Annotated in this window: 25 protein-coding genes; 11 read left to right on the top strand and 14 right to left on the bottom strand. The window is 71.9% G+C overall.

The window, feature by feature from the left end:
- Positions 1-94: 94 nt before the first annotated feature.
- From ACIREE_RS12040 to ACIREE_RS12025, 4 genes are read right to left on the bottom strand one after another with little or no spacing between them, the layout of a single operon-like run.
- On the bottom strand, positions 95-1,222 hold the full coding sequence (locus tag ACIREE_RS12040; protein WP_404149974.1) for an XdhC family protein: 1,128 nt from the start codon (positions 1,220-1,222) through the stop codon (positions 95-97).
- Positions 1,215-3,359, bottom strand: coding sequence for a xanthine dehydrogenase family protein molybdopterin-binding subunit (locus tag ACIREE_RS12035; protein WP_404149971.1), 2,145 nt, complete (start codon positions 3,357-3,359; stop codon positions 1,215-1,217). Before ACIREE_RS12035 ends, ACIREE_RS12040 begins: the two co-directional genes overlap by 8 nt.
- Complete coding sequence (locus tag ACIREE_RS12030) at positions 3,356-4,348, bottom strand: FAD binding domain-containing protein (protein ID WP_404149968.1); 993 nt, start codon at positions 4,346-4,348, stop codon at positions 3,356-3,358. Before ACIREE_RS12030 ends, ACIREE_RS12035 begins: the two co-directional genes overlap by 4 nt.
- Positions 4,345-4,899, bottom strand: a complete 555-nt coding sequence (locus ACIREE_RS12025; protein ID WP_404149965.1) for a (2Fe-2S)-binding protein — start codon at positions 4,897-4,899, stop codon at positions 4,345-4,347. Before ACIREE_RS12025 ends, ACIREE_RS12030 begins: the two co-directional genes overlap by 4 nt.
- A 206-nt stretch (positions 4,900-5,105) precedes the next feature.
- Here ACIREE_RS12025 and ACIREE_RS12020 point away from each other — a divergent pair, with 206 nt between their 5' ends.
- Positions 5,106-5,699: a TetR/AcrR family transcriptional regulator gene (locus ACIREE_RS12020; protein WP_404149962.1), complete on the top strand. Its 594-nt coding sequence runs from the start codon at positions 5,106-5,108 to the stop codon at positions 5,697-5,699.
- Between the two features lie 11 nt (positions 5,700-5,710).
- Here the strand turns inward: ACIREE_RS12020 and ACIREE_RS12015 are convergent, their stop codons facing one another.
- Positions 5,711-6,496, bottom strand: a complete 786-nt coding sequence (locus ACIREE_RS12015) for a LysR family substrate-binding domain-containing protein (RefSeq protein WP_404149959.1) — start codon at positions 6,494-6,496, stop codon at positions 5,711-5,713.
- Positions 6,497-6,564: 68 nt separating this feature from the next.
- On the opposite strand from ACIREE_RS12015, the gene ACIREE_RS12010 reads away from it, so the two are divergent.
- Entirely contained in the window at positions 6,565-6,972 is a 408-nt protein-coding gene (locus ACIREE_RS12010; protein WP_404149956.1) for a DUF5997 family protein, read from the top strand.
- Here the strand turns inward: ACIREE_RS12010 and ACIREE_RS12005 are convergent.
- Both ACIREE_RS12005 and ACIREE_RS12000 read right to left on the bottom strand, forming a co-directional pair.
- A complete protein-coding gene (locus tag ACIREE_RS12005) occupies positions 6,969-8,204 on the bottom strand; it encodes an MFS transporter (protein ID WP_404149953.1) in 1,236 nt (411 codons plus the stop codon). The genes ACIREE_RS12010 and ACIREE_RS12005 overlap by 4 nt on opposite strands.
- Entirely contained in the window at positions 8,201-8,770 is a 570-nt protein-coding gene (locus ACIREE_RS12000; RefSeq protein WP_404149950.1) for a helix-turn-helix domain-containing protein, read from the bottom strand. Before ACIREE_RS12000 ends, ACIREE_RS12005 begins: the two co-directional genes overlap by 4 nt.
- Between ACIREE_RS12000 and ACIREE_RS11995 the strand changes: the two genes are divergently transcribed.
- Positions 8,769-9,299, top strand: coding sequence for a GNAT family N-acetyltransferase (locus ACIREE_RS11995; RefSeq protein WP_404149947.1), 531 nt, complete (start codon positions 8,769-8,771; stop codon positions 9,297-9,299). The genes ACIREE_RS12000 and ACIREE_RS11995 overlap by 2 nt on opposite strands.
- A 55-nt stretch (positions 9,300-9,354) precedes the next feature.
- On the opposite strand, the gene ACIREE_RS11990 is transcribed toward ACIREE_RS11995, so the two are convergent.
- The gene (locus ACIREE_RS11990; RefSeq protein ID WP_404149944.1) at positions 9,355-9,642 is read right to left on the bottom strand and encodes an ANTAR domain-containing protein; all 288 of its coding nucleotides are present in this window, start codon (positions 9,640-9,642) and stop codon (positions 9,355-9,357) included.
- A 228-nt stretch (positions 9,643-9,870) separates the two neighbouring features.
- Here ACIREE_RS11990 and ACIREE_RS11985 point away from each other — a divergent pair, with 228 nt between their 5' ends.
- Positions 9,871-10,830 (top strand): helix-turn-helix transcriptional regulator, encoded by a 960-nt coding sequence (locus tag ACIREE_RS11985; RefSeq protein ID WP_404149941.1) that lies wholly within the window; start codon positions 9,871-9,873, stop codon positions 10,828-10,830.
- Positions 10,831-10,882: 52 nt separating this feature from the next.
- Positions 10,883-11,296 carry an ANTAR domain-containing protein gene (locus ACIREE_RS11980; protein ID WP_404149938.1) on the top strand — a complete coding sequence of 138 codons (414 nt, stop codon included), beginning with the start codon at positions 10,883-10,885 and terminating at the stop codon, positions 11,294-11,296.
- 12 nt (positions 11,297-11,308) lie between these two features.
- On the opposite strand, the gene ACIREE_RS11975 is transcribed toward ACIREE_RS11980, so the two are convergent.
- The 6 genes from ACIREE_RS11975 to ACIREE_RS11950 all read right to left on the bottom strand — a co-directional run bounded on the left by ACIREE_RS11975 (position 11,309) and on the right by ACIREE_RS11950 (position 18,047).
- Positions 11,309-12,523 carry an MFS transporter gene (locus ACIREE_RS11975; RefSeq protein ID WP_404150480.1) on the bottom strand — a complete coding sequence of 405 codons (1,215 nt, stop codon included), beginning with the start codon at positions 12,521-12,523 and terminating at the stop codon, positions 11,309-11,311.
- A 91-nt stretch (positions 12,524-12,614) separates the two neighbouring features.
- On the bottom strand, positions 12,615-13,139 hold the full coding sequence (locus ACIREE_RS11970; protein WP_404149935.1) for a GNAT family N-acetyltransferase: 525 nt from the start codon (positions 13,137-13,139) through the stop codon (positions 12,615-12,617).
- Positions 13,136-14,308 carry a type III PLP-dependent enzyme gene (locus ACIREE_RS11965; protein WP_404149932.1) on the bottom strand — a complete coding sequence of 391 codons (1,173 nt, stop codon included), beginning with the start codon at positions 14,306-14,308 and terminating at the stop codon, positions 13,136-13,138. The genes ACIREE_RS11970 and ACIREE_RS11965 overlap by 4 nt, the downstream gene beginning before the upstream one ends.
- On the bottom strand, positions 14,305-15,627 hold the full coding sequence (locus ACIREE_RS11960; RefSeq protein ID WP_404149929.1) for a DUF6271 family protein: 1,323 nt from the start codon (positions 15,625-15,627) through the stop codon (positions 14,305-14,307). The genes ACIREE_RS11965 and ACIREE_RS11960 overlap by 4 nt, the downstream gene beginning before the upstream one ends.
- Positions 15,609-16,691 carry a phytanoyl-CoA dioxygenase family protein gene (locus ACIREE_RS11955; RefSeq protein WP_404149926.1) on the bottom strand — a complete coding sequence of 361 codons (1,083 nt, stop codon included), beginning with the start codon at positions 16,689-16,691 and terminating at the stop codon, positions 15,609-15,611. The genes ACIREE_RS11960 and ACIREE_RS11955 overlap by 19 nt, the downstream gene beginning before the upstream one ends.
- Before the next feature lie 933 nt (positions 16,692-17,624).
- Positions 17,625-18,047: a YjbQ family protein gene (locus tag ACIREE_RS11950; RefSeq protein WP_404149923.1), complete on the bottom strand. Its 423-nt coding sequence runs from the start codon at positions 18,045-18,047 to the stop codon at positions 17,625-17,627.
- A gap of 144 nt (positions 18,048-18,191) precedes the next feature.
- Between ACIREE_RS11950 and ACIREE_RS11945 the strand changes: the two genes are divergently transcribed.
- From ACIREE_RS11945 to ACIREE_RS11920, 6 genes are all read left to right on the top strand, one after another.
- On the top strand, positions 18,192-18,275 hold the full coding sequence (locus tag ACIREE_RS11945; protein WP_404150478.1) for a putative leader peptide: 84 nt from the start codon (positions 18,192-18,194) through the stop codon (positions 18,273-18,275).
- 114 nt (positions 18,276-18,389) lie between these two features.
- A complete protein-coding gene (locus ACIREE_RS11940) occupies positions 18,390-19,268 on the top strand; it encodes an ABC transporter permease (RefSeq protein WP_404149920.1) in 879 nt (292 codons plus the stop codon).
- Positions 19,241-20,122, top strand: a complete 882-nt coding sequence (locus ACIREE_RS11935) for an ABC transporter ATP-binding protein (protein ID WP_404149917.1) — start codon at positions 19,241-19,243, stop codon at positions 20,120-20,122. The genes ACIREE_RS11940 and ACIREE_RS11935 overlap by 28 nt, the downstream gene beginning before the upstream one ends.
- Positions 20,123-20,184: 62 nt before the next feature.
- Positions 20,185-21,243 (top strand): ABC transporter substrate-binding protein, encoded by a 1,059-nt coding sequence (locus ACIREE_RS11930; protein WP_404149914.1) that lies wholly within the window; start codon positions 20,185-20,187, stop codon positions 21,241-21,243.
- 4 nt (positions 21,244-21,247) lie between these two features.
- Positions 21,248-22,411, top strand: a complete 1,164-nt coding sequence (locus ACIREE_RS11925; protein ID WP_404149912.1) for an LLM class flavin-dependent oxidoreductase — start codon at positions 21,248-21,250, stop codon at positions 22,409-22,411.
- Positions 22,412-22,463: 52 nt separating this feature from the next.
- Positions 22,464-23,594 (top strand): NAD(P)-binding domain-containing protein, encoded by a 1,131-nt coding sequence (locus ACIREE_RS11920; RefSeq protein WP_404149910.1) that lies wholly within the window; start codon positions 22,464-22,466, stop codon positions 23,592-23,594.
- Positions 23,595-23,630: the final 36 nt, after the last annotated feature.

Below are 23,630 nucleotides of genomic sequence, written 5' to 3'. Positions count from 1 at the left end.
CTCCCTGAGGTGCGCCCCGATGTCCGCCCCGCGAACCGGGCCAGGGCCGTACCCCGGTCCCTGTGCCGGTGCCCGGTATCAATGACGTACGACCCTAGGGCCGGTTGTGAGCGCCGCCGTGGATCGGCCCCCGCGCCCCCGCCAGCGGCGCACCGCTGCCACCCCGGCGCACGGCGACGATCTCCGCGCCGATCGAGATCGCCGTCTCCTCCGGTGTGCGGCCGCCCAGGTCGAGGCCGATCGGCGAGCGCAGCCGGGCCAGTTCGGGCTCCGTCACGCCGGCCTCCCGGAGCCTGTCGAGCCGGTCCTCGTGCGTGCGGCGCGAGCCCATCGCGCCGACGTACGCGGCGGGCAGCCGAAGGGCCACTTCCAGCAGGGGCACGTCGAACTTGGCGTCGTGCGTGAGGACACACAGCACCGTCCGCTCGTCCGTGGCCGTGGAACGGAGGTAGCGGTCGGGCCACTCCACGACCACCTCGTCCGCCTCGGGGAACCGGGTCCGCGTCGCGAACACGCCCCGCGCGTCGCACAGCGTGACGTGGAAGCCGAGCAGCTTGCCCACCCGGACCAGCGCGCCCGCGAAGTCGACCGCGCCGAACACGATCATCCGGGCGGGCGGCACGCTCGACTCGACGAACAGGGTGACGTCGCCGCCGCACCGCGCAGAGCTCTCCGGCACCTCACAGACGCCGGTGGTGCCGAGGTCGAGCAGGGCGCGGGTCTGCGCGGCGAGCCCGGGATCGTCCCCCGAACCCAGACCACTCTCGTACGAGCCGTCGGCCCTGACCAGCAACAGGCCGCCGCCGCCCGCGAGTTCACCGGGCCCGCCGAGGACCCGGGCGAGCGCCACCGCCTCGCCGCGCGCCGCGGCGGCGAGCGCCGCCTCGACCGTCGCGCGGGACGCGGATCCGGAGCGCACCGGGACGACATGCACCTCCACGGCGCCGCCGCAGGTCAGCCCCACGGCGAACGCGTCGTCGTCGCTGTAGCCGAACTGTTCGCGGCGTACTTCCCCGTCCCGCAGGGCGTCCACGCACAGCTCGTAGACCGCGCCTTCGACACAGCCGCCGGAGACGGAGCCGATGACCTCCCCCGCGGCGTCGACGGCGAGGGCCGCGCCGGGCGGCCGGGGCGCGCTGCCGCTCACCGAGACGACGGTGGCGACAGCGAACTCCCGGCCCTGCGCGGCCCATTGGCTCAGCTCGGCGGCGAGGTCAAGCATCCGGCCCGTCCCGGCGCGCCTCGGCGAGGAGGACCCGGTCGGGCCGGATCGGCAGATCGCGGTGGCGGACACCGGTCGCGTGCCACACCGCGTTGGCGATCGCGGCGGCCGTGCCGACGATGCCGATCTCGCCGATGCCCTTGATCCCGACGGGGTCGTCGGGGTCCGGGTCGTCGATCCACTCGGCCTGGAGCTCCGGCACGTCGGCGTTGGCGGCGACGTGGTAGCCCGCGAAGTCGGCGCCGACGTGCCCGCCGGACGCCTCGTCCCGCACCGCCTCCTCGTGCAGCGCCATGGAGATGCCCCACGTCATACCGCCGGTGAACTGGCTGCGGGCGGTGAGCGGGTTGATGATCCGGCCCGCCGCGAAGACACCCAGCATCCGCCGTACCCGCACCTCGCCGGTGGTCACGTCCACCGCGACCTCGGCGAACTGCGCGCCGAACGCGTACCGCTCCTTCTTCGCGAGAGCGGCGATCAGTTCGGCGGTGTCCGTCCGGGCGGTGATCCCGCCCTCCGGGATCTCACCGGGCGCCAACGGCAGGCGTTCCCGCAGGTCACGCGCGGCCGCCATGACGGCCCAGCCCCAGGACCTGGTGCCCATCGAGCCGCCCGCGACCCAGGCGGGCCCGAAGTCGCTGTCGGCGATCCGTACCCGTACCCGCTCGGGCGCCACGTCGAGGGCCTCCGCGGCGATGAGGGTGAGGGCCGTGCGGGCGCCGGTGCCGACGTCGGCCGCGGTGATCCGGACGGTGAAGCTGCCGTCCGGCTCGGCGGTCACGGAGGCGGTGGAGGGGGCGGCGGCCGCCTGGAACGTGGACGCGGCGGTGCCCGTGCCGAGCAGCCAGCGGCCTTCGCGGCGCACACGCGGGCGCGGGTCGCGGTCCGCCCAGCCGAACAGGCGCGCACCCTCCTCGAAGCAGCCGAGCAGATTGCGGCTGCTGAACGGCAGCCCGGACACCGGGCCGACCGTGGGCTCGTTGCGGGCGCGCAGCGCAATCGGGTCCATGCCGAGCTGCTCGGCGAGTTCGTCGAGGGCCGACTCCACGGCGAACGAGCCCGGCGCCTCGCCGGGCGCCCGCATCCACGTGGGCGTCGCGACGTCCACGGGCACCACCCGGTTGACGGTGTGGTGCGCGTCGGCGTCGTACATGCTGCGACCGAACCCGGCGCCGCCCTCGACGAATTCCCGCAGGTTCGACGTGAGGTTCTGGTGGTCGTGCCCGAAGGCGCGCAGCCGCCCGTCCGGGTCGGCGCCGAGCCGCACGCGCTGTGCGGTGGGGCTGCGGTAACCGGTGGTCGCGAACACCTGACGCCTCGTCAACACCACGCGCACCGGCCGCTGCAGTTCGGTCGCGGCCATCACCGCGGCGACGTGGTGCGCCCGCAGCCCCTTGGAGCCGAAGGCGCCACCGACGTGCTCGGAGCGCACGTGAACGGCGTCCTTGTCGAGGGAGAAGAGGTTGGCGAGGTCGTCGGCGATCCACTTGCTGCCCTGGTTCGAGTCGAAGACCTCCAGGCGCCCACCGTCCCAGCACACCGTCACCGCGTGCGGCTCCATAGCGCCGTGATGCTGCTCCGGCGTCGTGTAGGAAGCATCCAACACGGCTGCGGAAGCGGCGAGTTCGGCATCCAGGTCGCCGATGGCGACCTCCATGTCCGCCGGGGTGTAGACGCCGGGCCGGTCCGCGTAGAAGGCGACGTCGTGCGGCTCCTCGTCATACTCGACGACGAGCGCCTCCGCGGCCTCCCGGGCCTGCTCGGACGTCTCGGCGACGATCAGGGCGACCGGCCAGCCCGCGTGCGGCACCCGGTCGTGCTGGAAGACCTCGACGATCGGATCCGGCCGGCCGAGCGCGCCCATGACGTCGTCGTTCACCCGCGGCGCGTTCTTGTGGTGCAGGACGGCCAGGACGCCGGGCAGGGCGCGGACCGCCTCCTCGTCGATCGCGACGATGCGACCGCGCGCCACGGTCGACAACACCAGCCAGCCGTACGCGAGGTCGGCGAAAGGGATCTCGCCCGCGTAACGGGCGGCGCCGGTGACCTTCTCGACACCCTCGATCCGGGTGTGCGCGACACCGACCGAATCCGGCTTCGCCGTGGTGGACTGAGCCTGCACCGTCTGCGCCGTCATCGGGCTGCCTCCTGCGTGAGTTCGGTGAGCTGCGACACCACAAGGTTGCGCAGCAGCGGCACCTTGTACGCGTTGCGCGGCAGCGGCTCGGCAGCCGCCAGCTCGGCGTCGGCGGCGGCGGCGAACGACGCCTCGTCCGCGGGCGATCCGAGCAGCACGCGCTCCGCGGCGCGGGCCCTCCACGGGCGGGACGCGACCGCGCCGAAGGCCAGGCGCACGTCCTGTACGACACCGTCCTGGACATCGAGGGCGGCGGCCACGGAACCGATGGCGAAGGCGTACGAGGCGCGCTCGCGGACCTTGCGGTAGCGGGAGCGGGCCGCGACGGGCGCGGGCGGCAGGGTGATCCCCGTGATGAGCGCGCCGGGCGGCAACGCGGTCTCCAGGTGAGGAGTGTCGCCGACCGGCAGGTAGAAGTCGGCGAGCGCCAACTCGCCTTCTCCGGCGCCGGTTTCGTACTGCACGACGGCGTCGAAGGCGGCGAGCGCCACGCCCATGTCGGAGGGGTGCACGGCCACGCACGCCTCGCTCGCGCCGAGGATCGCGTGGTTGCGGTGCTCACCCGTGATCGCGGGGCAGCCGCTGCCGGGCACCCGCTTGTTGCACGCCTTGCTGACGTCGGTGAAGTAGCCGCAGCGGGTGCGCTGCAGCAGGTTGCCGCCGACCGTGGCCATGTTGCGCAGCTGACCGGACGCCCCGGCGAGCACGGCCTGGGTCAGTGCCGGATAGCGGCGCCGCACGTCGGGATGGGCGGCGAGGTCGCTGTTGGTGACGGTGGCCCCGATGCGCAGCCCGCCGTCCGACGTCGACTCGACGCGCCCCAGGGGCAGTTCGCGTACGTCGACCAGGCGTGCGGGGCGTTCCACTCCCGCCTTCATCAGGTCGACGAGGTTGGTGCCGCCGCCGAGGAAACGCGCCTCGGGGTCGGCGCCGAGCACCGCGACGGCACCCGGCACGTCCAACGCCCGCTCGTATCCGAACTCCTTCACGCCACCGTCTCCTTCGCGCTCTCGGCGGCCTGGGCGACAGCCTTGACGATCGACACGTACGCCCCGCAGCGGCACAGGTTCCCGCTCATCCGCTCCCTGATCTCCTCCGGTGTCAGGGGTGGCGGTCCGGCGTCCGGCCGCACGTCCTCGGTCGCGGCGCTCGGCCAGCCGGCCGCGTGCTCCTCGATGACACCGAGGGCCGAACAGATCTGGCCGGGAGTGCAGTAGCCGCACTGGAACCCGTCGAGCTCGACGAACGCCTGCTGCACCGGGTGCAGTTCGTCGCCGTCCGCGACGCCTTCGATGGTGGTGATCTCGCGCCCCTCCGCGGCGACCGCGAGTTGCAGGCACGACACGGCCCGGCGCCCGTCGACGAGTACGGTGCAGGCACCGCACTGCCCCTGGTCGCAGCCCTTCTTCGTGCCGGTCAGGTCGAGCCGCTCACGCAGCGCGTCGAGCAGGGTGGTGCGGTGGTCGACGGGCAGCGAGTACTTCTCTCCATTGACGTGCAAGGTGATCGAGCTGGACGTGGAGATGCCCGCTGGTGCCATGAGCAGCCTTCTTTCGCGTATCCGGTGCGAGGAGAATCAGCGCTGTACGGGGGAGGAGGGCGGCAGCGGCGACGTAAGTGACCGCGGTCGCCGCTATGGTGGGGTCGACGACGAAGCGGACATCTGTCCACTCTGTGGTCACGAACGTAGTGGACAGTTGTCCGTATCGCAAGGACCTTTCCGCGCCACGGCCCGAAGGAGGAGGCGTGCAGCATCCGAAGAAGCAGGCGGCACTGCGCTCGGACGCGCAGCGCAACCGCGAGCGCATCCTCGAGGTGGCCCTGGCCGAACTGACGCGCTCGGCCGACGCGCCGCTGAGCGTGATCGCGCGGAAGGCCTGCGTCGGACAGGGCACGTTCTACCGCAACTTCCCGAGCCGGGAGGCGCTCGTCCTCGAGGTGTACCGGTACGAGGTGCAGCAAGTCGCCGAGACAGCGGCCCAGCTGCTGTGCACCCGGCCGCCAGAAGTGGCGCTGCGCGAGTGGATGGACCGGCTCGCCCAGTACGCCATGGCCAAGGCGGGGCTCGCGGACGCGCTGCGCGAGGCGACGACGGCCCGCGGCACCATGAAGAGTCTGGCGCACGGCCCGCTGACCGAGGCGATCACTCTGCTGCTCGCGGCGAACACCCGGGCGGGCACGATCCGGCCCGGTGTCACCCCGGACGACTTCATGCTGGCGATCGCGGGCCTGTGGCTGGTCGACCCGCACAGCGACTGGCAGTCCCGCGCGGGGCGCCTGCTGGACCTGGTGATGGACGGATTGCGGGCCGGGGCACCCGGGCCCGCGGCGGACGAGTAGCGGGCCGGACGCTACGACCGCTTACGCGGCTTCCCGCGCTTGCCGCTCTGCGGCTTGCCGCCCTGCTTGGTGCCGGGCTTGGGGCGGCCCGCGCCGCGTGCGGGCGCCTTCTTGGCCCCCGACGCAGCGGGCTTCTTCTTCTCCTGCTTCTTCTCCTGCGGGGCCGGCGCCTGGGCACGGCCCCGTGAGCTGTTCACCGTCCGGCCGCGCACGATCCCGATGAGGTCCTCGACCTGGTCGGTGGTCCGCTCCTCGGGCCAGGCGAGCGCGACGTCCGAGCCGGGCGCGTCCGTGATCGTCCGGTAGGTGAGGTCACGGCGGTGGTGCAGCCGGGCCAGCGACTGCGGCACGACGAGCAGGCCCACGCCCGCGGCGACCAGTTCGACGGCGTCCGCGGTGGTGGCGGGGCGCTCGACGGCGGGCTGCCCCGGCGGCCGCTCCCAGTCCATGACGTCGTCGAGGGGGTGCTGCACGATCTCGTCGGCGAGATCGGCCAGGGTGATCTCCTCCACCGCGGCCACGACGTGGTCCTTGGGGACCAGCACGACCGTCGTCTCGGTGTAGAGGGGGATCGCGCTGAAGAACGTACGGTCCACAGGCAGCCGCACCAGGCCCGCGTCGGCGTCACCGCGCCGCAGGACGTCCGACGCCTCGTCGGCGGCGACCGGGACGAGGGCGAGCGGGGAGTCGGGCAGCCGCTCGTTCCAGATCCGCACCCATTTGGCGGGGGTCGCTCCGGGAACGTACGCGAGCCGGAACGAAGGGGTCGCCGTGGGGGTCTTTTCCGTGCCTGTCACGCCGTAAGGCTACCCGCCGTGGTCGGGCGTGGTCGGACGCGTCCTGCGCGCTCGATACCCTTGACCTCATGAGTTCGCATCAGAGCGCCCAGACCATGAAGCCCGCCACGGCGGCGAAGAAGCTGGGCGTGTACCTCGAGGCCACGCCCGCAGAGTTCCGTGAGGGCGTCGTCTCCCGCAGTGAGCTGAGCGCGCTGCAGGCCGACCCGCCGCAGTGGCTGCTCGACCTGCGCGCGAGCGGCCCGCACCCACGTCCGGTCGTCGCCGAGAAGCTGGGCATCTCCATCGCGGGCCTGGCCCGCGGCGGCGTCACCGAGCCGCTCACCACCGAGCAGATCGACGCCCTCAAGGACGAGGACCCCGGGTGGCTGCGCAGGGAGCGGTCCACGCAGTCGGACGTCCGCAAGGAGAACGTCCGCGTGAAGAAGCTGCACGCCGAGCAGGCGGAGAAGCGGGCGCAGCGGTCCGAGGACTAAGAGCCTGTACGAGAGGGGCGGCCGGGGCGTTCGCGTCCCGGCCGTTTCGCTGTGTCGCCGGTGTCGCGGCGCAGCGCCAGCAGCCCGGCGAGTATCAGGGCACCGAGCACCGCGCCGGACGCGGCGGACCAGCCGCCGGTTTCGATGAGGGGTGCGGCGAGCGCTGAGCCGATGACGCCCGCCAGGAAGTAGAGCAGCAGGTAGACGCCGCTGAGGCTGCCGGAGCGGCGGGGGTCGATGCCGAGGATGCGGGCCTGGTTGGCGGCCTGGGCGGTGAAGCAGCCCGCGTCGACGAGGGCGAGGCCCGCCGCGGTGACGGCCGGGACGTCCAGGCCGGTGCAGAGCAGTACGGCTCCGGCGGCGGCCGCGGCCATGCTCGCGCAGATCACCGCGCGCGACCCGAACCGGTCGCCGAGCCGACCGGCGACGGGCAGCACGGCGAAGCCGAGCGCGCCGGCCAGGCTGTAGAGGCCGATGGCGGCGGCGTCGAGCCCGTACGGGGGCTGCGCGAGGCGCACGGTGAGGGCGACCCAGACGAGGCTGAACGCGAAGTACCACAGGCTGCCGGTGAGCACGGCGCGGCGCAGCGTCCGGTGGCGCCGCAGGAGTCCCGGCAGCGCCGTCAGCGTCGCGAGGTAGCTTCCCGTCGGCGCGGGCCGCTCGGCCGGCAGCCACAGCCGGGCCCCGGCGGCGCAGAGCAGGACGAGCCCGGCGAAGGAGAGCAGCATGCCGCGCCAGCCGAGCGCCTCGGAGAGGACTCCGCCGACGAGGCGGCTGAGCAGGATCCCGGCGGACATCCCGGCGGCGACGAGCGAGACGGCGGCCCCGCGCCGCCCCGTGGGCACACCGCGCCCGGCGATCGTCGAGGCCGCCGCGCTGATGCTCGCGCCCGCACCGATGATCACGTACGCGACGAGCAGCAGGCCGAGTCCGCCCGCGAGTGCCGCGAGCAGCAGGCCGGTGGCGAGCAGGACGAGCTGGCCCGTGACGAGACGGCGGGGCGCCGCGCGGTCGGCGAGGGGCAGCAGGAAGGCGAAGCCCGCGATGCAGCCGGCGAGCGCGGCGGTCGTGACGAGGCCGACGGCGGCCGCGGAGGTGCCGGTGTCGTGGGCGACGTCGCCGAGCGCGGGCTGGACGGCGTAATTGTTGGCGAGGGCGATCCCGGCCGTGCAGGCGAGCAGCCCGACGCCGCCCCGGCGCAGGCCCCCCGCTCCCTCGCGTATGCCGCTCACGGTGCCTCGCCGCGGACCAGGACGACGGCGTAACGGCACTCCTGGTCCGTGGAGTTGACGAAGACGCACGGCGCGGGCCGCCCCAGTTCGACGGTGTCCCCCACGTCCAGTTCGTGCACCGTCTCCCCTTCGTGGAAGGTGAGCCGGCCGTCGATGACCCAGATGATCTGCCGGTGGAAGGCGAACGCGGCGGCCGGGTACGGGACGCGGGCCCCGGCGGGCAGCCGGATCTCGGCCAGGTCGGCCGGGAAGCCGGGGCCCGAGAGCTGTCGCCGCGCGTACCCGGTCCCGGGGTCGAGCCAGCGCGGTGCCGTGTCGCCGCGCCGCACCCGGTCCTCGCCCGCCTCCGGGTCGAGCAGCGTGGCGATGCTCAACTGGAACGCCGCCGACAGCTTGCCGAGGACCACCGCCGTCGGATTGCTCTCGCCCCGCTCGATCCGGTTGATCATCGCGCGCGAGACCCCGGACGCGGCGGCCAGCTCCGACAGCGTCCAGCGGCGCCGGTCCCGCTCGGCCCTGATGCGCGCACCGATCCGCTCGACCAGGGGGTCTACGATGTTGGACATGAATCCACCATACGAGACGGGGATGCGGGCGGTGACCGTCCGCCCGGCACTTTCCGAGGACCTCGACGCGGTCCTCGCCATCCGCAACCACGCCATCGAACACGGGACGGCGCTGTGGACGGACACACCGCAGTCGCGTGCCGAGGGCGCAGCCTGGCTCGGCGCGCACCTGGAGCGCGGCTCCGCCTACGTGGCCGAATGCGGCGGCGCGGGCGGTGCAGTCGTGGGGTTCGGGGTCTACGGCCCCTGGAAGGACTACTCGGGGTTCCGGCACACGGTCGAGAACTCGGTGTACGTGGCGGACGGCCACCACGGCAAGGGCATCGGTTCCACCTTGCTCGGCACGCTCGTCACGTCCGCCCGCGCGGCGGACCTGCACGTCATGATCGCCGGGATCGAGGCGGGCAACACGGCATCGGTCCGGCTCCACGAGCGCCACGGGTTCGAGCACGCGGGCACGGTGCGCGAGGTCGGCACGAAGTTCGGGCGCTGGCTCGATCTGACGCTGATGCGACTGCAACTGAACTGAGCCGGGCCGGGCTGAGCTGGGCCGGGCTGAGCTGGGCCGGGCTGAAGGCGGCCGACTAGCTTGCCCGCTCGAGCGCCGCGTCCAGCGCGCTCCGGGTGCTCGCGGGCAGCTCCTTGCCGCTCATCCACTCCACGACCTGCTCCGCGACCTCCCGGAGCTTGGTGTTGGTGTGCTGCGAGACCTCCTTGAGGACGTCCCAGCCCTGCTCCGGCGCGAGGCGGCCGAGCACGATGACGACCCCGATCGCCTGGTCGACGACGATGTGCGAGGCGATGGCCTGGTGCAATTGCCGTACCTCCGCCTGCAGCACGGAGATGTGGTCGGTCGTCTCCTCTGCCTCCACCCGCGACCCCCCACCTCTCCATATTTCCGACGTATCTGCCGACCATCCCGGTCCGGACGACGCGGCCGCGACACCATGAGCGAACATCCGGCCGGGATCTGTCCACAAAACGAACTCGTCCAGGTCGAACTCCCTGGCCGACGTGGCAGTGCGCCGTCCCGGAGCCGTACCCTCCTTGTCGGGGAGCGCGTCGGGGCGCGGACAGGAAACACACGGGGTGGAGGCGGCATGCAGACCTTGCACTTCGACAGCAGCGACATCGCGGAGACCGAGGACTTCCTCAGCCAGGCCTACGCGCGGATGCGCATCGGCAACGGCACGGCGGACTCCAGCCGGGCGCAGATCCGGCGCGACGCCATGACCGGGGTGAGCATCGACGAGCTCGACCTCGACTTCGACATGAGCTATGCGGTCACGCCCCTCGGCAAGATCTGCCTGTGCATCGTGCACGACGGCACGATCCGGGACCACGGGTACGCCGGGGTCGAGGACACGTTCGGCCCCGGCGACGTGGTGTCCTTCGCCCCGCCCGAACTGCCCTACCAGGGCCGCATCTGCGGCGCCCGCTACAACATCACGATGCTCGACCCGGCGCTGCTGAACCAGGTCGCCGCCATCGATCCCACGGCGAAGCCCGGCCCTGTCCGCCTCACCGGACACCGGCCCACCTCGGCGCCGGCCGCCCAGTACCTCAGGCGCGCGATCATCCACGTACGCGATCAGGTGCTGAATGATCCGGACGTGGCGGCCGAGCCGCTGGTCGCCGCCACCGCGGCCCAGCACCTGGCCGCCGCCGTCCTCGCCGCGTTCCCCCACACCGCGCTCACCGAGCCGACCGCGAGCGACCGCAACGACGCGCACCCGTCGTCCCTGCGCCGCGCGCTCACCTTCATGGAGGAGCACGCCCACGAGCCGCTCACCGTGGCCGAGATCGCGGCCGCGGCGCACATCACGGTCCGCGCCCTGCAGTACGCGTTCCGCCGTCGCCTGTCCACGACGCCGCTCGCGCATCTGCGCCGGATCCGGCTCTCGCTGGCGCACCAGGACCTGCTGGCCGCAGACCCGTCCCGCGGCGCCACGGTCACGGCGATCGCCGCCGGCTGGGGTTTCTACCACCCCGGCCGGTTCGCGTCCCTCTACCGAGCGTCCTACGGGTACTCGCCCCGCCGCGCCCTGGCCGGTCGCTGAACCGCGCCGCGCCCCGCCCGTACCCGCTCCCCAGTCCCCGGAGGGTTACTCCTTGACGTCGCATGACCCATTCCTGGACCACGGTGCGCCGGAGAACAACGCGCCTGTGGCCCGGGACAGGGCGGACCTCGAAGCGCAGGTCGCCCGGCTCCGCGAGGTGGTGCACCGGCGCGCCGTCGTGGACCAGGCCGTCGGCGTGCTCCTCGCGCTGGGACGGATCACCCCGGCCGAGGCGCGGGACGCCCTGCGGGAGATGTCCGCCCGCGCCGGTCTCACCCTGCCGCAGGTCGCGCGGCACCTCGTCGAGTACGCGCGCTCCGGCGAACTCCCGGACGCGGTCCGCACGGAACTCGCGCGACAGCTCGCCGTACCGCGGCAGCGGGCGGCAGGCGCTGCCGTCCGTACGGTCACTACGGTCACGCAGACCGGGCCGACGACATCCGGCCGCCGGCCGCCCGCGGAGTAGCGGCAGCCCGCGTCACCCGGTACCGCTGCCCGGCACGGCCTCGGCCTGCGGCACCACCGTGCTCTCCCGGGGAGCGTCCTGCCACCGGATCCGCGTACCGCACAGGCAGACGACCGCCGCTGCCCCCGCGACGACGCCGAGACCCCACACCAGGCTGCTCGCGTTCGCGACGAAGCCGATGAGGGGCGGTCCCGCGAGCAGGCCCGTCGTGCCCATGGCCGCCACCAGGGCCAGCGCGTCGGAGCCCTGCCGGGCCGCGGCGACGTAGACACACGGGGTGACGGCCGCGATACCGAGGCCCACGCAGGCGAAGCCGGTCAGGGCTGTCACGACGCCACCGCCGAGCAGGGCGAACGCCAGGCCCGCGGTGGCCAGCGCGCTGCCGATGACGACGACCCGGCCGTCCCCGAAGCGGCCGCGCCAGCCGTCGGCGAAGATCCGGGCGAGCACCATCATCGCGGAGATCACCGCGATGCCGAGCGGCGCCAACTGGTGGGAGGCGTCGGCGACTTCCTGCATGTAGAGCGTCGACCAGTCGTTCATGGCGCCTTCGGTGACCGTGCCGAACGCCATGGCGACGCACATCCACAGCACCACACCGGAGGGCATGGCCCACCGCTTCTTCTTCTCCTGCTTCTCCTGCTCCTCCTGCTTCTCTGTGGCGTTCTGCGCGGATTCCTGCGCGGATTCCTGTGCGGATTCGTCGTCGGTGAGCAGCCCGGTCCTGGCGTACACGCCGAGCAGCAGGAGGAAGACGGCGGCGACGGCGAAGTGCGCGGGGACCGACGACGTCATCGCGTTCATACGGGAGGCGAGCAGGGCCGCGAGCAGGGAGCCGCCGCTGAACGTGGCATGCAGGCGGGCCATGGTGGTGCGCTCGAACCTTGCCTCCAGGGCAGCGCCCTGCGCGTTCATGGCGACGTTCAGGCAGCCGACGAGGACGCCGTCGACGCCCAGGACGAGGAGCGCGACCGGGTAGTTCGGTGCCACGGCCAGCGCGAAGAGCAGCAGAGTCAGCCCGAGCGCCGACAGCAGGGCGAGCCGCCGCGAGCCGAGCCGCGTCATGAGCGGATTGACCAGCGGGAACGAGATGACCGCGCCGATCCCCGCGGCCATCAGCAGGACGCCCACCTCGGCCGCGGTGAGGCCGAGCTCATCCTTGAGTGCGGGGATGCGCGAGGCCCAGGTGGCGTACTGGAAGCCGAGGGAGCAGAACAGTGCGGCGATCGCCCACTGATGGCGGCGGAAGGCGCCCGCATCACCGGAAGCACCCGAGGCGCCGGCAGATACATCAGCGTCATCGGAGACATCAGGGTCGTCAGAGACAGGGGACACGCACACCACTCACTTCAAGGGGCAGGGACATGTAGACGGCGTTCGCGCCGTACTCGCCCGGGGTCAGCACCCCGGGATGCGGGCTGAAGCCGCGCGCCGACCAGAACGCCTCCGCGCCACCGACGGAGACCAGCGAGAGACGGTCGTACGCGCTTGCGCGCGCGGCCGCGCAGAGATGGTCCAGAAGGTGACGGGCGAGACCTCTGCGGCGCAGCTCCGGTGCGATCACGAGGTCGTGGAGGTGCAGATTGCGCGTCGGCGCTACGGCCCGCCGGACGCGCCGCAGGTCCGGATAGGCACCGTGCGGGTAGGGCAACGCCAGTACGTAGCCCGCGAGTTGACCCTCGACGTGCAGGGCGAAGCAGGTGTCGGGCGAGGTGTCACGGCGGGCGCGCAGCGCGGCCTGCCCCTCCGACAGGCCGAGCCGGGAGTACGCGCGGGACTCCAGGGCGGTGATGGCGGTCCAGTCGAGTTCGGCGATGGCGCGGACGCGCACGGCGTCGTTCATGGGCGGCCGCCGACGCAGGTGTGCGGGAGCGGGGCGAAGCCGTTGAATCCGCGCGTCATGTAACTGGCCGCGTAGGCACCGCTGGACAGCACCCAGACGGGGTCGCCCGACCTGAGGTCCTTCGGCACCCGGACCAGGCCGGGAAAGGCGTCGTCGCTGTCGCAGGTGGGGCCCGCGACACGCGCGAGGACGTGCTCGGTGCCGGGGTGGGCGGGGTGGTCAGGGAAGACCAGCGGGTACTGCAGGGCGTCCGTCTCGTACAGGCCGTTGAACCGTCCGACACTCAGATACAGCCAGTTCCGCTGTTCGCCGTCGGGGCCGCTGCGCCGGGTCAGGCGCACGACTTCGGCGCGGACGGCGCCGTGGTCGGCGACGAGGTGGCGGCCCGGTTCCACGACGAAGTCGAGGGGGCCTTCGTGGAGGTCCCTCAGGTGCTGCATGCCCTCGCGGAGCACGGCGAAGATCTTGTCGAGCGGTGGGTCGAGGAGCGTGCCGTGCCGGTCGGCGTAACCGCGTGCGGGCAGGCCGCCACCGAGGTTGACGTGGTCGAGGACCAGGCCGCGCCGGCTCAGGGCCGTCAGGGTTTCGGCGAGGTCCGCGAACGCGTCCTGCCAGGCGTCGGCCGTCATCTGCTGCGAGCCCACGTGCACGGACAGGCCGGCCGGGACGAGGCCCAGCTCGGCTGCTGCGACCATGACGTGCACCGCGTCGTCCGGGGTGCACCCGAACTTCTCGCTCAGGCCCCACAGCGCTCCGTCGCCCGTGGTCGCGAGCCGACAGAAGACGCGGGCCCCGGGCGCGTGCGCCGCGACGGCCCGGACGTCCTCGACGCTGTCGGTGGCGTAGTCCCGGATGCCGAGGCGGTGGGCGTGCTCGATGTTCCGGTCGGACTTCACGGTGCTGCCGTAGTGGATCCGCTCGATCGGGACACCGGCCCCGAGCGCCTGTGCGACCTCTTGGGGGCCGGCCGCGTCGACCCCGATCCCGCGGCCCGCGAGGTACCCGACGACCTCGTCCACCGGACAGGCCTTCAGGGCGAACCGGACGCGCACGCCGGGGAGTTCGCGCTGGAGCTCGTCGCAGCGGTCGCCGATCCCGTCGAGGTCGTACACGAGCCGGTCCTCCGCGGCGGCGGCGAGCGCGCCGTGGAGTGCGGTGGCCGCCGTCATCGGACCGGCTCCGTGATCCGTGCGAGCACGGGAGTGGCCCGGGCCGCGCGGATCAGCGTCTCCCAGGTCTCCGTCAGCAGGGCGAAGTCCTCCATGTCGCGGCGCGCCTCGTCGAGGAGCCGCTCACGTCGTACGACGAGGTGGTCGGCCACCTCCGCGTACTTGCCGCCCAGTTGACGGTACGCGGCGTCCAGGACGTCGAGCCGTCGCACGTTCTCCGCCCGGTCGAGTCCGGTGCTCTCGCGCACGAGCTCGGCGACGAGCTCGGCACGCACCTGCCCCTGACCGTCCAGGAGCGCTTCGCCCGCTTCGGCCATCCGCTCGTAGACGTGGTGCAGATACAGCATCGACAGCAGGAACTTGGCGAAGCGCATCTGGTACGCGAGGAAGCCCGCGTGCGTCCTGCGTTCACCGGTATAGAAATTGACGATGTCGCGGTTGTGCAGCACACCCGGCAGCGCGGCGTCGTGGACGAGGTGGATGAGGAAGTAGTCGCTGCCGATGGTGTCGGTGGCGGGCGGCAGCGGCACGTGTTCCTGCACGCCGTGGAAGGCGATGTTGCACATGTCGACACGCATCGGGTCGACGAGGGTGAGCAGCGACCGGTCGTGGGTGAAAGGCTCGGCCCCGGCGCCGCGGAACGACTCGGCGGCGAGTTCCTTTCGCTGCGTGTCCGACCAGTGCCCGGGGGCCCACAAGCCGACGATGTCGGCGTAGACATCGGCGTCGACATCCCTGATCTCGGCTATGTCGACGGAGAGTTCACCCACGAAGGACGCGCCGACCATCGCGACACGCCTGTCCCGGTGCGCGTCGGCCAGGGCCGTCTCGTCGACCGCGGCCTCGGCGTCGGCGGCCCGCCGGCCGAGGGTGCGCAGTTCGTGATGGACGGGGAAGACGGGACGAGCGCCGACGCTCTGGTAGCGGCTGTCCGAGTCCCTGCGGTGCACGGAGTCGCAGCCGAGTGCGGCGGCGATCAGGAAAGCCCGGTTGGTGCAGGCCCCGTAGGAGACGCGGTCCGGGAGCATCAGGTCGAGCAGGAGATCGGGCTTGGGGGTGTCGGCCAGGGCGATCGTCCGGCGCAGGAAGTCGCGCTGCTCCGCCTCGTCGAGGTGGTGGACGACGATCCGCGGGTCGTCGGGCAGGCTCCGCACGACGGCACGATGCTGCTCGCGCGCGGCCGCGTCGGCGGAGTCGAGGATCAGCAGCCGCACCTCGACGTCGAAGGTCTCGGCGGCGTACACCGCCTCCTCACCGAGGGCCGAAAGCGCCTCCGCGCAGGGCCTGTTGGTCGGCAGCGTCAGACAGATACGGCGCATGCCGCCTCCTCCGCGACCGCGCCGGCCTGCCGCTCGTTCCAGGACTCAAGACCGAGCAGCCTGGCGCCCAGGCCGGTGAGGTCGGCCGTGCCGTACCGGAGCGCTTCGGGCCGGTCCGCGTCACCGAGGAGGGTCGGGTTCCAGTCCGGGGTACTGAGGGTGCGCCAGGAGTCGACGCGGGAGCGACGCAGCGTCTCGTGCGATTCCAGGGCCGGCATCATCGACAGGTACTGGACGGCCCGGACGGCGGACTCGGAGGAGTTGGGCGCCACGCCGTGCGCCAGCATCCCGTTGAATATCAACAGGTCACCGGCCTCCAACTCGGGTCGCACGACCGGCATTTCATCGCGGTCGATGCGCGGACGGATCGGGTCCCGTCCGTCCGGCTGCAGGGCGGCCCATCGATCGAAGCGCCGGAACAGCTCGGGACAGCACTGGAAACCGCCGGTCTCGGGGCTGGTGTCGTTCAGCGCGATGATCCCCTGGACGCGCTGCGGCAGGACGCTGGACGTGGTGTCGACGTCCCAGTGGAGCTCGATGTCGAACCCCTCCTCCGTGGGCGCGATCAGCTCACGGGAGCGGTTCTTGACGTTGGGCGGGTTGAGGTTGAGCCGGTCGAGAGTGACCCACAGCTCCTCGCAGTCCCATACGTCGACGAACGCGTCGTACACGCGCTGGGCCTGGCGGCTGTCCCACAGCAGTTGATGGTGGTACGCCTCCACGAAGCCGTAGACGTACAGGTCCCGGTCGAGGTCCGTGCGGAACTTCCGTTCCTGGTACCAGGTTTCGGGGCGGTCGAGATCGATGCCCTGGAACTCGGCGGTGAAGTCGAGGAGTTCGCGAGCGGCGGAGCGCGGTATCGCCTGCTTCACCACGACGTAGCCGTACGTCTGCCAGAAGGCGAAGTCCTCCGGCGAGAGCACGCGGAGCGGCCGGCTCTTGTCCAGATGGCGCAGCTGCGTCTGAGCCAGATAGGTCTCGCCGTCCGCACTGAGGTACGGGACCTCGCCGGGGGCGCGGTGGAGGTAGGGGGCGGGGGCGGTGGGTGACACGGGGTGTTCCAAGGCTCGATCCTTCGGTGCAACCGCGCCGACCGCGAGGCCGACAGGTACTGGAGGTACTGAAGTGCGGTTCTGAGGCTGGTGAGGTCTGAGCGACGCGACGGGGTGCCGGGGTGGCGAACTGGCGGTGTCAGGTGGGGTGGCGTAGGCGGGGCGGTGCAGATGAGGTGGCACAGGTGGGGCGCTGTCGCGGGCAGGGCGACCGGTGGCCGTCGCCTCGGAGAGCTCGCGAAGGCGGCGGCGCAGGGCGATCGTGACGGAGTGTCGAACCCGTCCGTCGGTGATCGGCGCCCCCTCAATTTGGACTAGACCAACTGAGGCTGTCAACACCGGACTCACCCGTAACATCGACTCCGCCGACTCGACATGCGCACGTCACGAGCCCTTTGAGCGGAAGTCAACTCTGCTCTTGACAAGCGGAGTTAGTGGGGCGATGTTAGTGGTCTATACCAGGGGGGCGGGCGCTTCGTGCGTGATCCGGCGCCCGGGGTGTCTTCGTCGTGCCCGCATCAGAGGCGGGGCCGGGACAACGACGGATCTCCACGGTGAACTTCGACGACTACCGGACGTCCTTCTTCTCCATACTCGCCGGCCGGGGACCCACACGGCTGGAACCTCGACCTGACCGCGTTCGGCGAGGCCCTCAGCGCGGACTGCCAGGAGGCCCGCTTCCGGCCTGCCAGGAGGCCCGCTTCCGGAAGCGGGGCGAAGGCGCAGACCTGAGAGTGTCGTTCTGGGCGATCACGGACGATGGAACAGCGCCGTCCACAACGAGTCAACGGCGGCGTCCACCACGCCCCGACCATCCAGTCAGGCCGCATCACCGGGCTCACCCTGCACACCCACCGGCCCCCGTCCGGACCGGGCGGGCAACGGTCCTGACGACGAGCGCCGCACTGAAGCGGGCTCCGGACTTCGCTCGGCACCGTCACCCCCTCAGGCAAGGAACGACAGCCGAACCTTCCGCTGCGGGTTGTCACGATTCGTGTCGACCAGACACACCGACTGCCACGTCCCCAGCTCCAGCGCTCCCCCGACCACCGGCAGCGTCGCATGTGGCGGCACCAACGCCGGGAGTACGTGATCGCGGCCGTGGCCGGGGCTGCCGTGGCGGTGCTGCCAGCGGTCGTCCGCCGGGAGCAGCGTGTGCAGGGTCGAGAGGAGGTCGTCGTCGCTGCCTGCGCCCGTTTCGATCACGGCGATGCCGGCCGTGGCGTGCGGCACGAAGATGTTGAGCAGGCCGTCGCGGCCCCGGGCGGCCTCCCGCAGGAAGGACTCGCAATCGCGGGTGAGGTCGACCACTTGCTCGTCGGAGCCGGAGGTGATGTTCAGGACTCGGGTCGTGAATGCGTCGGACATGGGGCCATTGTCGCCCCGGGCCGACCACGGCCCGCTCGCGGCGCGACCAGGGCTGCCACGCCGAACGCCCGAAGGATGGAACCCCCGGTCCACACGGTGAGACGGTATTGACCGTGTGTCGACAAGCTGGCTACGTTTCGCCGCATGTTGCGTTCAGTTCTGCTCACCACGCGCGGTCACGTCGACCTGCTGCGGGTGGCCTCCGCCGCGTGTCGCCGCGGTCACTGACGCCCTCTCGAACCACCTTTTCCCTCCTTGCCGCCCCGGCTTGCCTCTACGCCGGCGTGCCGTTGACGCACGCCCGCTGACGCCGGGGCGCACCCTCCCCTGCCGTGGAGTGCCATGAGCATCAGCCATGCCCCGCCCGAGGCCCCTTCGCCGGACATATCCGTCACGTCGGACACTCCGACCCGTACGCCGGAGCTTGTGCCACTCGTCCCCTCTTCCACCCGCCGCACCCGCGTTCCGCGGTGGCTGCGGCGCACCTCCGGTCCGCTCCTGTTGCTGTTCGCCTGGCAACTCCTCAGCTCCACCGGTGCGTTGACGCCGGAGGTACTGGCCTCGCCGGGCACCATCGCCCGGGTCGGCCGCGATCTCGTCGCCGACGGCTCCCTGACCAGCGCGATGGGCGTCTCCCTGCAACGCGTCGCCGTGGGCCTGCTGTTCGGCGTCGTCGTCGGGGTCGGCCTCGCGCTCGCGTCCGGACTGTTCCGGGTCGGCGAGGACCTGGTCGACGCCAGCGTGCAGATGCTGCGCACCGTGCCGTTCGTCGGGCTCATCCCCCTGTTCATCATCTGGTTCGGGATCGGCGAGGCGCCGAAGGTCGCCGTCATCACCCTCGGTGTCTCCTTCCCGCTGTATCTGAACGTGTACGCGGGCATTCGCGGCGTCGACTCCCAACTCGTGGAAGCGGGCGAGTCGTTGGGGCTCAGCCGGTGGGGTCTCGTACGCCACGTCGTACTGCCGGGGGCGCTGCCCGGCGCGATGACCGGGCTGCGGTACTCGCTCGGGATCGCCTGGCTGGCGCTGGTCTTCGCCGAGCAGATCAACGCGGACGCCGGTATCGGTTTCCTGATGGTGCAGGCGCGGGACTTCCTGCGCACCGACGTCATCGTCGTGTGCCTGATCGTCTACGCGTTCCTCGGCCTGCTCGCCGACTTCGTCGTCCGTTCTCTCGAAAGGCTGCTGCTGCAATGGCGACCGACGTTCACCGGCCGGTGACCTCCACGGCTCCTACGGCCTCTACATCCTCTACGTCCTCATCAACCTCTCCGACCTCCACAACCTCCGCGGCCGACGGGCTCGCCGTGCACGTTGCGGGGCTGACCCGCTCGTTCGACGGGCGTGCCGTCATCGATGACCTCCAACTCGACGTGCGGCCGGGCGAATTCGTCGCACTGCTCGGGCGCAGCGGCTGCGGAAAGTCCACCCTTCTGCGCATCCTCGCCGGACTCGACCGCGACATCGAGGGCACCGTACTCGTACCGCGCCGCAAAGCGGTCGCGTTCCAGGCCCCGCGGCTCATGCCGTGGAAGCGGGTCTGGCGCAACGTGTTGCTCGGGCTGCCCGGGAGGCCTGAACGGGCCCTGGCAGAAAGGGCGTTGGACGAGGTCGGCCTGGAGCACCGGACGAACGCCTGGCCAAAGACGCTGTCCGGGGGCGAGGCCCAGCGCGCCTCCCTCGCTCGCGCCCTGGTGCGCGAGCCCGATCTGCTCCTGCTGGACGAGCCGTTCGGCGCTCTCGACGCGCTGACCCGGATCAAGGCCCAGCGTCTGGTCGACGCGTTGTGGCAGCGGCGCGGCTGCGCGGTCCTCCTTGTCACGCACGACGTCGAGGAAGCCGTGCTGCTGGCCGACCGGGTGCTCGTCATGGACGGCGGGGTCATCGCGTACGAGACCCGGGTCGGTCTGGAGCGTCCGCGCGACATCACCGACCCGCGCTTCGCCGAACTCCGTGCCGAGCTGCTACGGCGCCTCGGTGTCGACCAGGACGACCCGGCCGCAGCGGCCGGAGCGGCCGGCGCATCCGCCCCCGCGGATCCGCGCTCCCCCGTCGAGAAGCAGCCCGCTGTCTGAACACGTCCACCCCTCGCCCGGCCATGCGGTTCTCAACCGCCCCACCCCCGAACGGACTTACCATGCGACGCCCGCTCGCCCCCACCCTTCCCGCCCTCCCCGCCCTCTTGGCGCCCCTCGCCCTGCTCCTGACCGCCTGCTCCGGCGCCACTTCCGCCAGTACGTCTACGGCAGGATCCGGTGGCGGCACGGACGGGAAGGGTTCGCTGACCCTCAACGTCGGTGACCAGAAGGGTGGTTCGGAAGCAGTGCTGCGGGCCGCCGGCGAACTCGACGACCTGCACTACAAGATCCGCTGGTCCACCTTCACCTCGGGCCCGCCACTCCTCGAAGCCGTCAACGCCAAGGCCGTGGACATCGGCGGCGTCGGCAACACCCCGCCCGTCTTCGCGGCCGGCGCCCACTCGAAGATCAAGGTCGTGGCGGCCAGCCACGGCACCGCTAAGGGCGACACGATCCTCGTCCCCGACGACTCCTCACTGAAGAGCCCGGCCGACCTGAAGGGCAAGTCGGTCGCCGTGGCCCAGGGCTCGTCGGCGCACTACCAACTCGTCGCCTCACTGAGGAAAGTGGGGCTCGGTCTGAAGGACGTCAAGGTCAAGCTCCTCCAACCGGCCGACGCGCTGGCCGCGTTCACCAGCGGCAAAGTCGACGCGTGGGCCGTCTGGGACCCGTACACCTCTCAGGTTCTCCGCGGCAAGCAAGGGCGGGTACTGACCGACGGCGACGGGCTCACCAACGGACTCGCGTTCCAGGTCGCCTCGCCCACCGCCCTCGCCGACAAGAAGAAGTCCGCCGCGATCAAGGACTATCTCGACCGGCTGCGACGCGCCCAGGACTGGGTCTACAAGCACCCCGAGGAGTGGGCCAAAGTCTGGGCGAAGGACACCGGGCTCCCCTACGACGTCGCGCTCGACGCGGTGAAGCGCACGAACGGCACCCGCGTCACCGTCGCCGTCGACAAGGGCGTGATCGCCTCGGAACAGCAGATCGCCGACACCTTCACACGGTTGGCGCTCATCCCGGGCAAGGTCGAATTCGCGTCCTTCGTCGACCCGCGTTTCAACGGGAAACTGCCCGCCTCCACCGCTGCCCCCCGCACCTACGGCAAGGAGTCCTGACACCATGACCGTTCACCTGCACTGGTTCCTGCCGACCGGCGGCGACGGCCGCACCCTCGTGGACCGGCACGCCTTCAGCCAAGGCGCATTGGAGCGCAAGCCCGGACAGGCGATCGCCGGGGTGCGCGCGCCCGGCCTCGACTATCTCGTCCAAATAGCAAAGGCAGCAGAGCAGTTGGGGTTCGAGGCCGTTCTGACGCCGACCGGTACGTGGTGCGAGGACGCGTGGCTGACGACCGTCGCGCTCGCCCAGCACACCCAGCGGCTCAAATTCCTCGTGGCGTTCCGGCCCGGTGTGATCTCCCCGGTGCTTGCCGCTCAGATGGCGTCGACGTATCAACGCCTCACGCAGGGACGGCTGTTGCTCAACGTCGTCACCGGCGGGGACTCGGTCGAGCAGCGGCGCTACGGCGACCATCTCGACCACGACCGCCGCTACGCCCGTACCGACGAGTTCCTCTCCGTCGTCCGCGGGGTGTGGGGCGGGAAGCCGTACGACTTCGACGGCGCGCACTATCAGGTCGACGGCGGGTTCACGGCGCTGTCGCCCGACCCGCTGCCGCAGATCTTCTTCGGTGGTTCGTCGGCCGCCGCCGGGCCGGTCGCGGCGCGCCACACCGATGTGTATCTGACCTGGGGCGAGCCGCCCGAGCAGGTCAAGGAGAAGATCGACTGGATCCGCGCGCTCGCCGAGAAGGAGGGACGCACGGTGCGGTTCGGGATCCGGCTGCACTCGATTTCGCGCGACTCGGCGCGCGACGCGTGGGCGACGGCGGACCGGCTCCTCGACGACCTCTCCCCCGAGGCGGTCGCCGCGGCGCAGGCCGCGCTGGGCCGCAGCGAGTCGGTGGGGCAGCGGCGGATGCTGGCGCTGCACGGCGGTACGCGCGAAGGGCTGGAGATCTCACCGAACCTGTGGGCCGGTGTCGGCCTGGTGCGCGGCGGCGCCGGTACCGCCCTCGTGGGCAGCCACGCGGAGGTCGCCGACCGGATCGAGGAGTACCACGCGCTCGGCATCGAGCACTTCGTGCTCTCCGGCTATCCGCACCTGGAGGAGGCGTACTGGTTCGGGGAGGGCGTGATCCCCGAACTCGGGGCGCGGGGGCTGCTGCCCGCGGGTGCGCCGGTCCAGGGTGGTGCTCCGCTGCTGGTCGCGGGCGGGCGCTGAGCGCTCGGCGGCGGACGGGAAGATCTCGGGCCCCGGTCGAGTTGGTAGAAGCATGAACGAGATCGGGGCCGCCCGGACCGTCGGGGCAGCAGAGGACGCTCCCGCGGCGGACGCGCGGCGGGTCGACGTGGTGGTCATCGGCGCCGGGCAGGCAGGCCTGTCCGCCGCCCACCATCTGCGGCGGGTGGGGTTCGAGCCGGAGCGGGACTTCGTCGTCCTCGACCACGCGCCCCGGCCCGGCGGCGCCTGGCAGTTCCGCTGGCCCTCGCTCACGTACGGCAAGGTGCACGGCATGCACGCGCTGCCGGGCATGGAGCTGACCGGCGCCGACGCCGCGCGGCCCTCGTCCGAGGTCATCGGCGAGTACTTCGAGTCGTACGAGAAGACGTTCGACCTGCGCGTGCGGCGCCCGGTCGAGGTGCGGCGGGTCCGCGAGGGAGACGGGGGGCGACTGCTCGTCGAGACCTCGGACGGGGCCTGGGCGACGCGGGCGCTGATCAACGCGACGGGGACGTGGGACCGGCCGTTCTGGCCGCGGTATCCCGGCCAGGAGACGTTCCGGGGGCGGCAGTTGCACACCGCGCAGTACGCGGGTCCCGAGGAGTTCGCGGGGCAGCGGGTCGTCGTGGTGGGGGGCGGGGCGTCCGGGACGCAGCACCTCATGGAGATCGCCCCGTACGCCGCCGGAACGACCTGGGTCACCCGTCGCCCGCCGGTCTTCCGCGAAGGCCCCTTCGACGAGAAGCACGGGCGGACCGCGGTGGCGATGGTCGAGGAGCGGGTGCGGAAGGGGCTGACGCCGCTGAGCGTCGTCTCGGTGACGGGGCTGCCCGTGAACGACGCGATCCGGGCGGCCCGGGCGAACGGCGTCCTCGATCGCCTCCCCATGTTCGACCGGGTCACGCCCACGGGTGTGGCCTGGGACGACGGGCGCGAGGTCGAGGCCGACGTCATCCTGTGGGCCACCGGGTTCCGGGCGGCGATCGACCACCTGGCACCGCTGAAACTGCGGGAGCCCGGCGGCGGGATCCGGCTGGAGGGCACCCGCGCGGCCCTGGATCCGCGGGTGCATCTGGTGGGGTACGGGCCGTCGGCGAGCACGATCGGCGCGAACCGTGCGGGGCGGGCAGCAGTGCGGGACATCCGGCGACTGCTCGCCCAGGGCACGCCGGTCGCGGCCTGAGCCGGTCTTCGAACGCCGGTCGGGGCGCGGCGAACC

Origin of the sequence: Streptomyces sp. NPDC102467 (assembly GCF_044765445.1) — a bacterium.
Lineage (GTDB): Bacteria > Actinomycetota > Actinomycetes > Streptomycetales > Streptomycetaceae > Streptomyces.
This window is presented reverse-complemented; position numbering and strand designations above follow the sequence as displayed.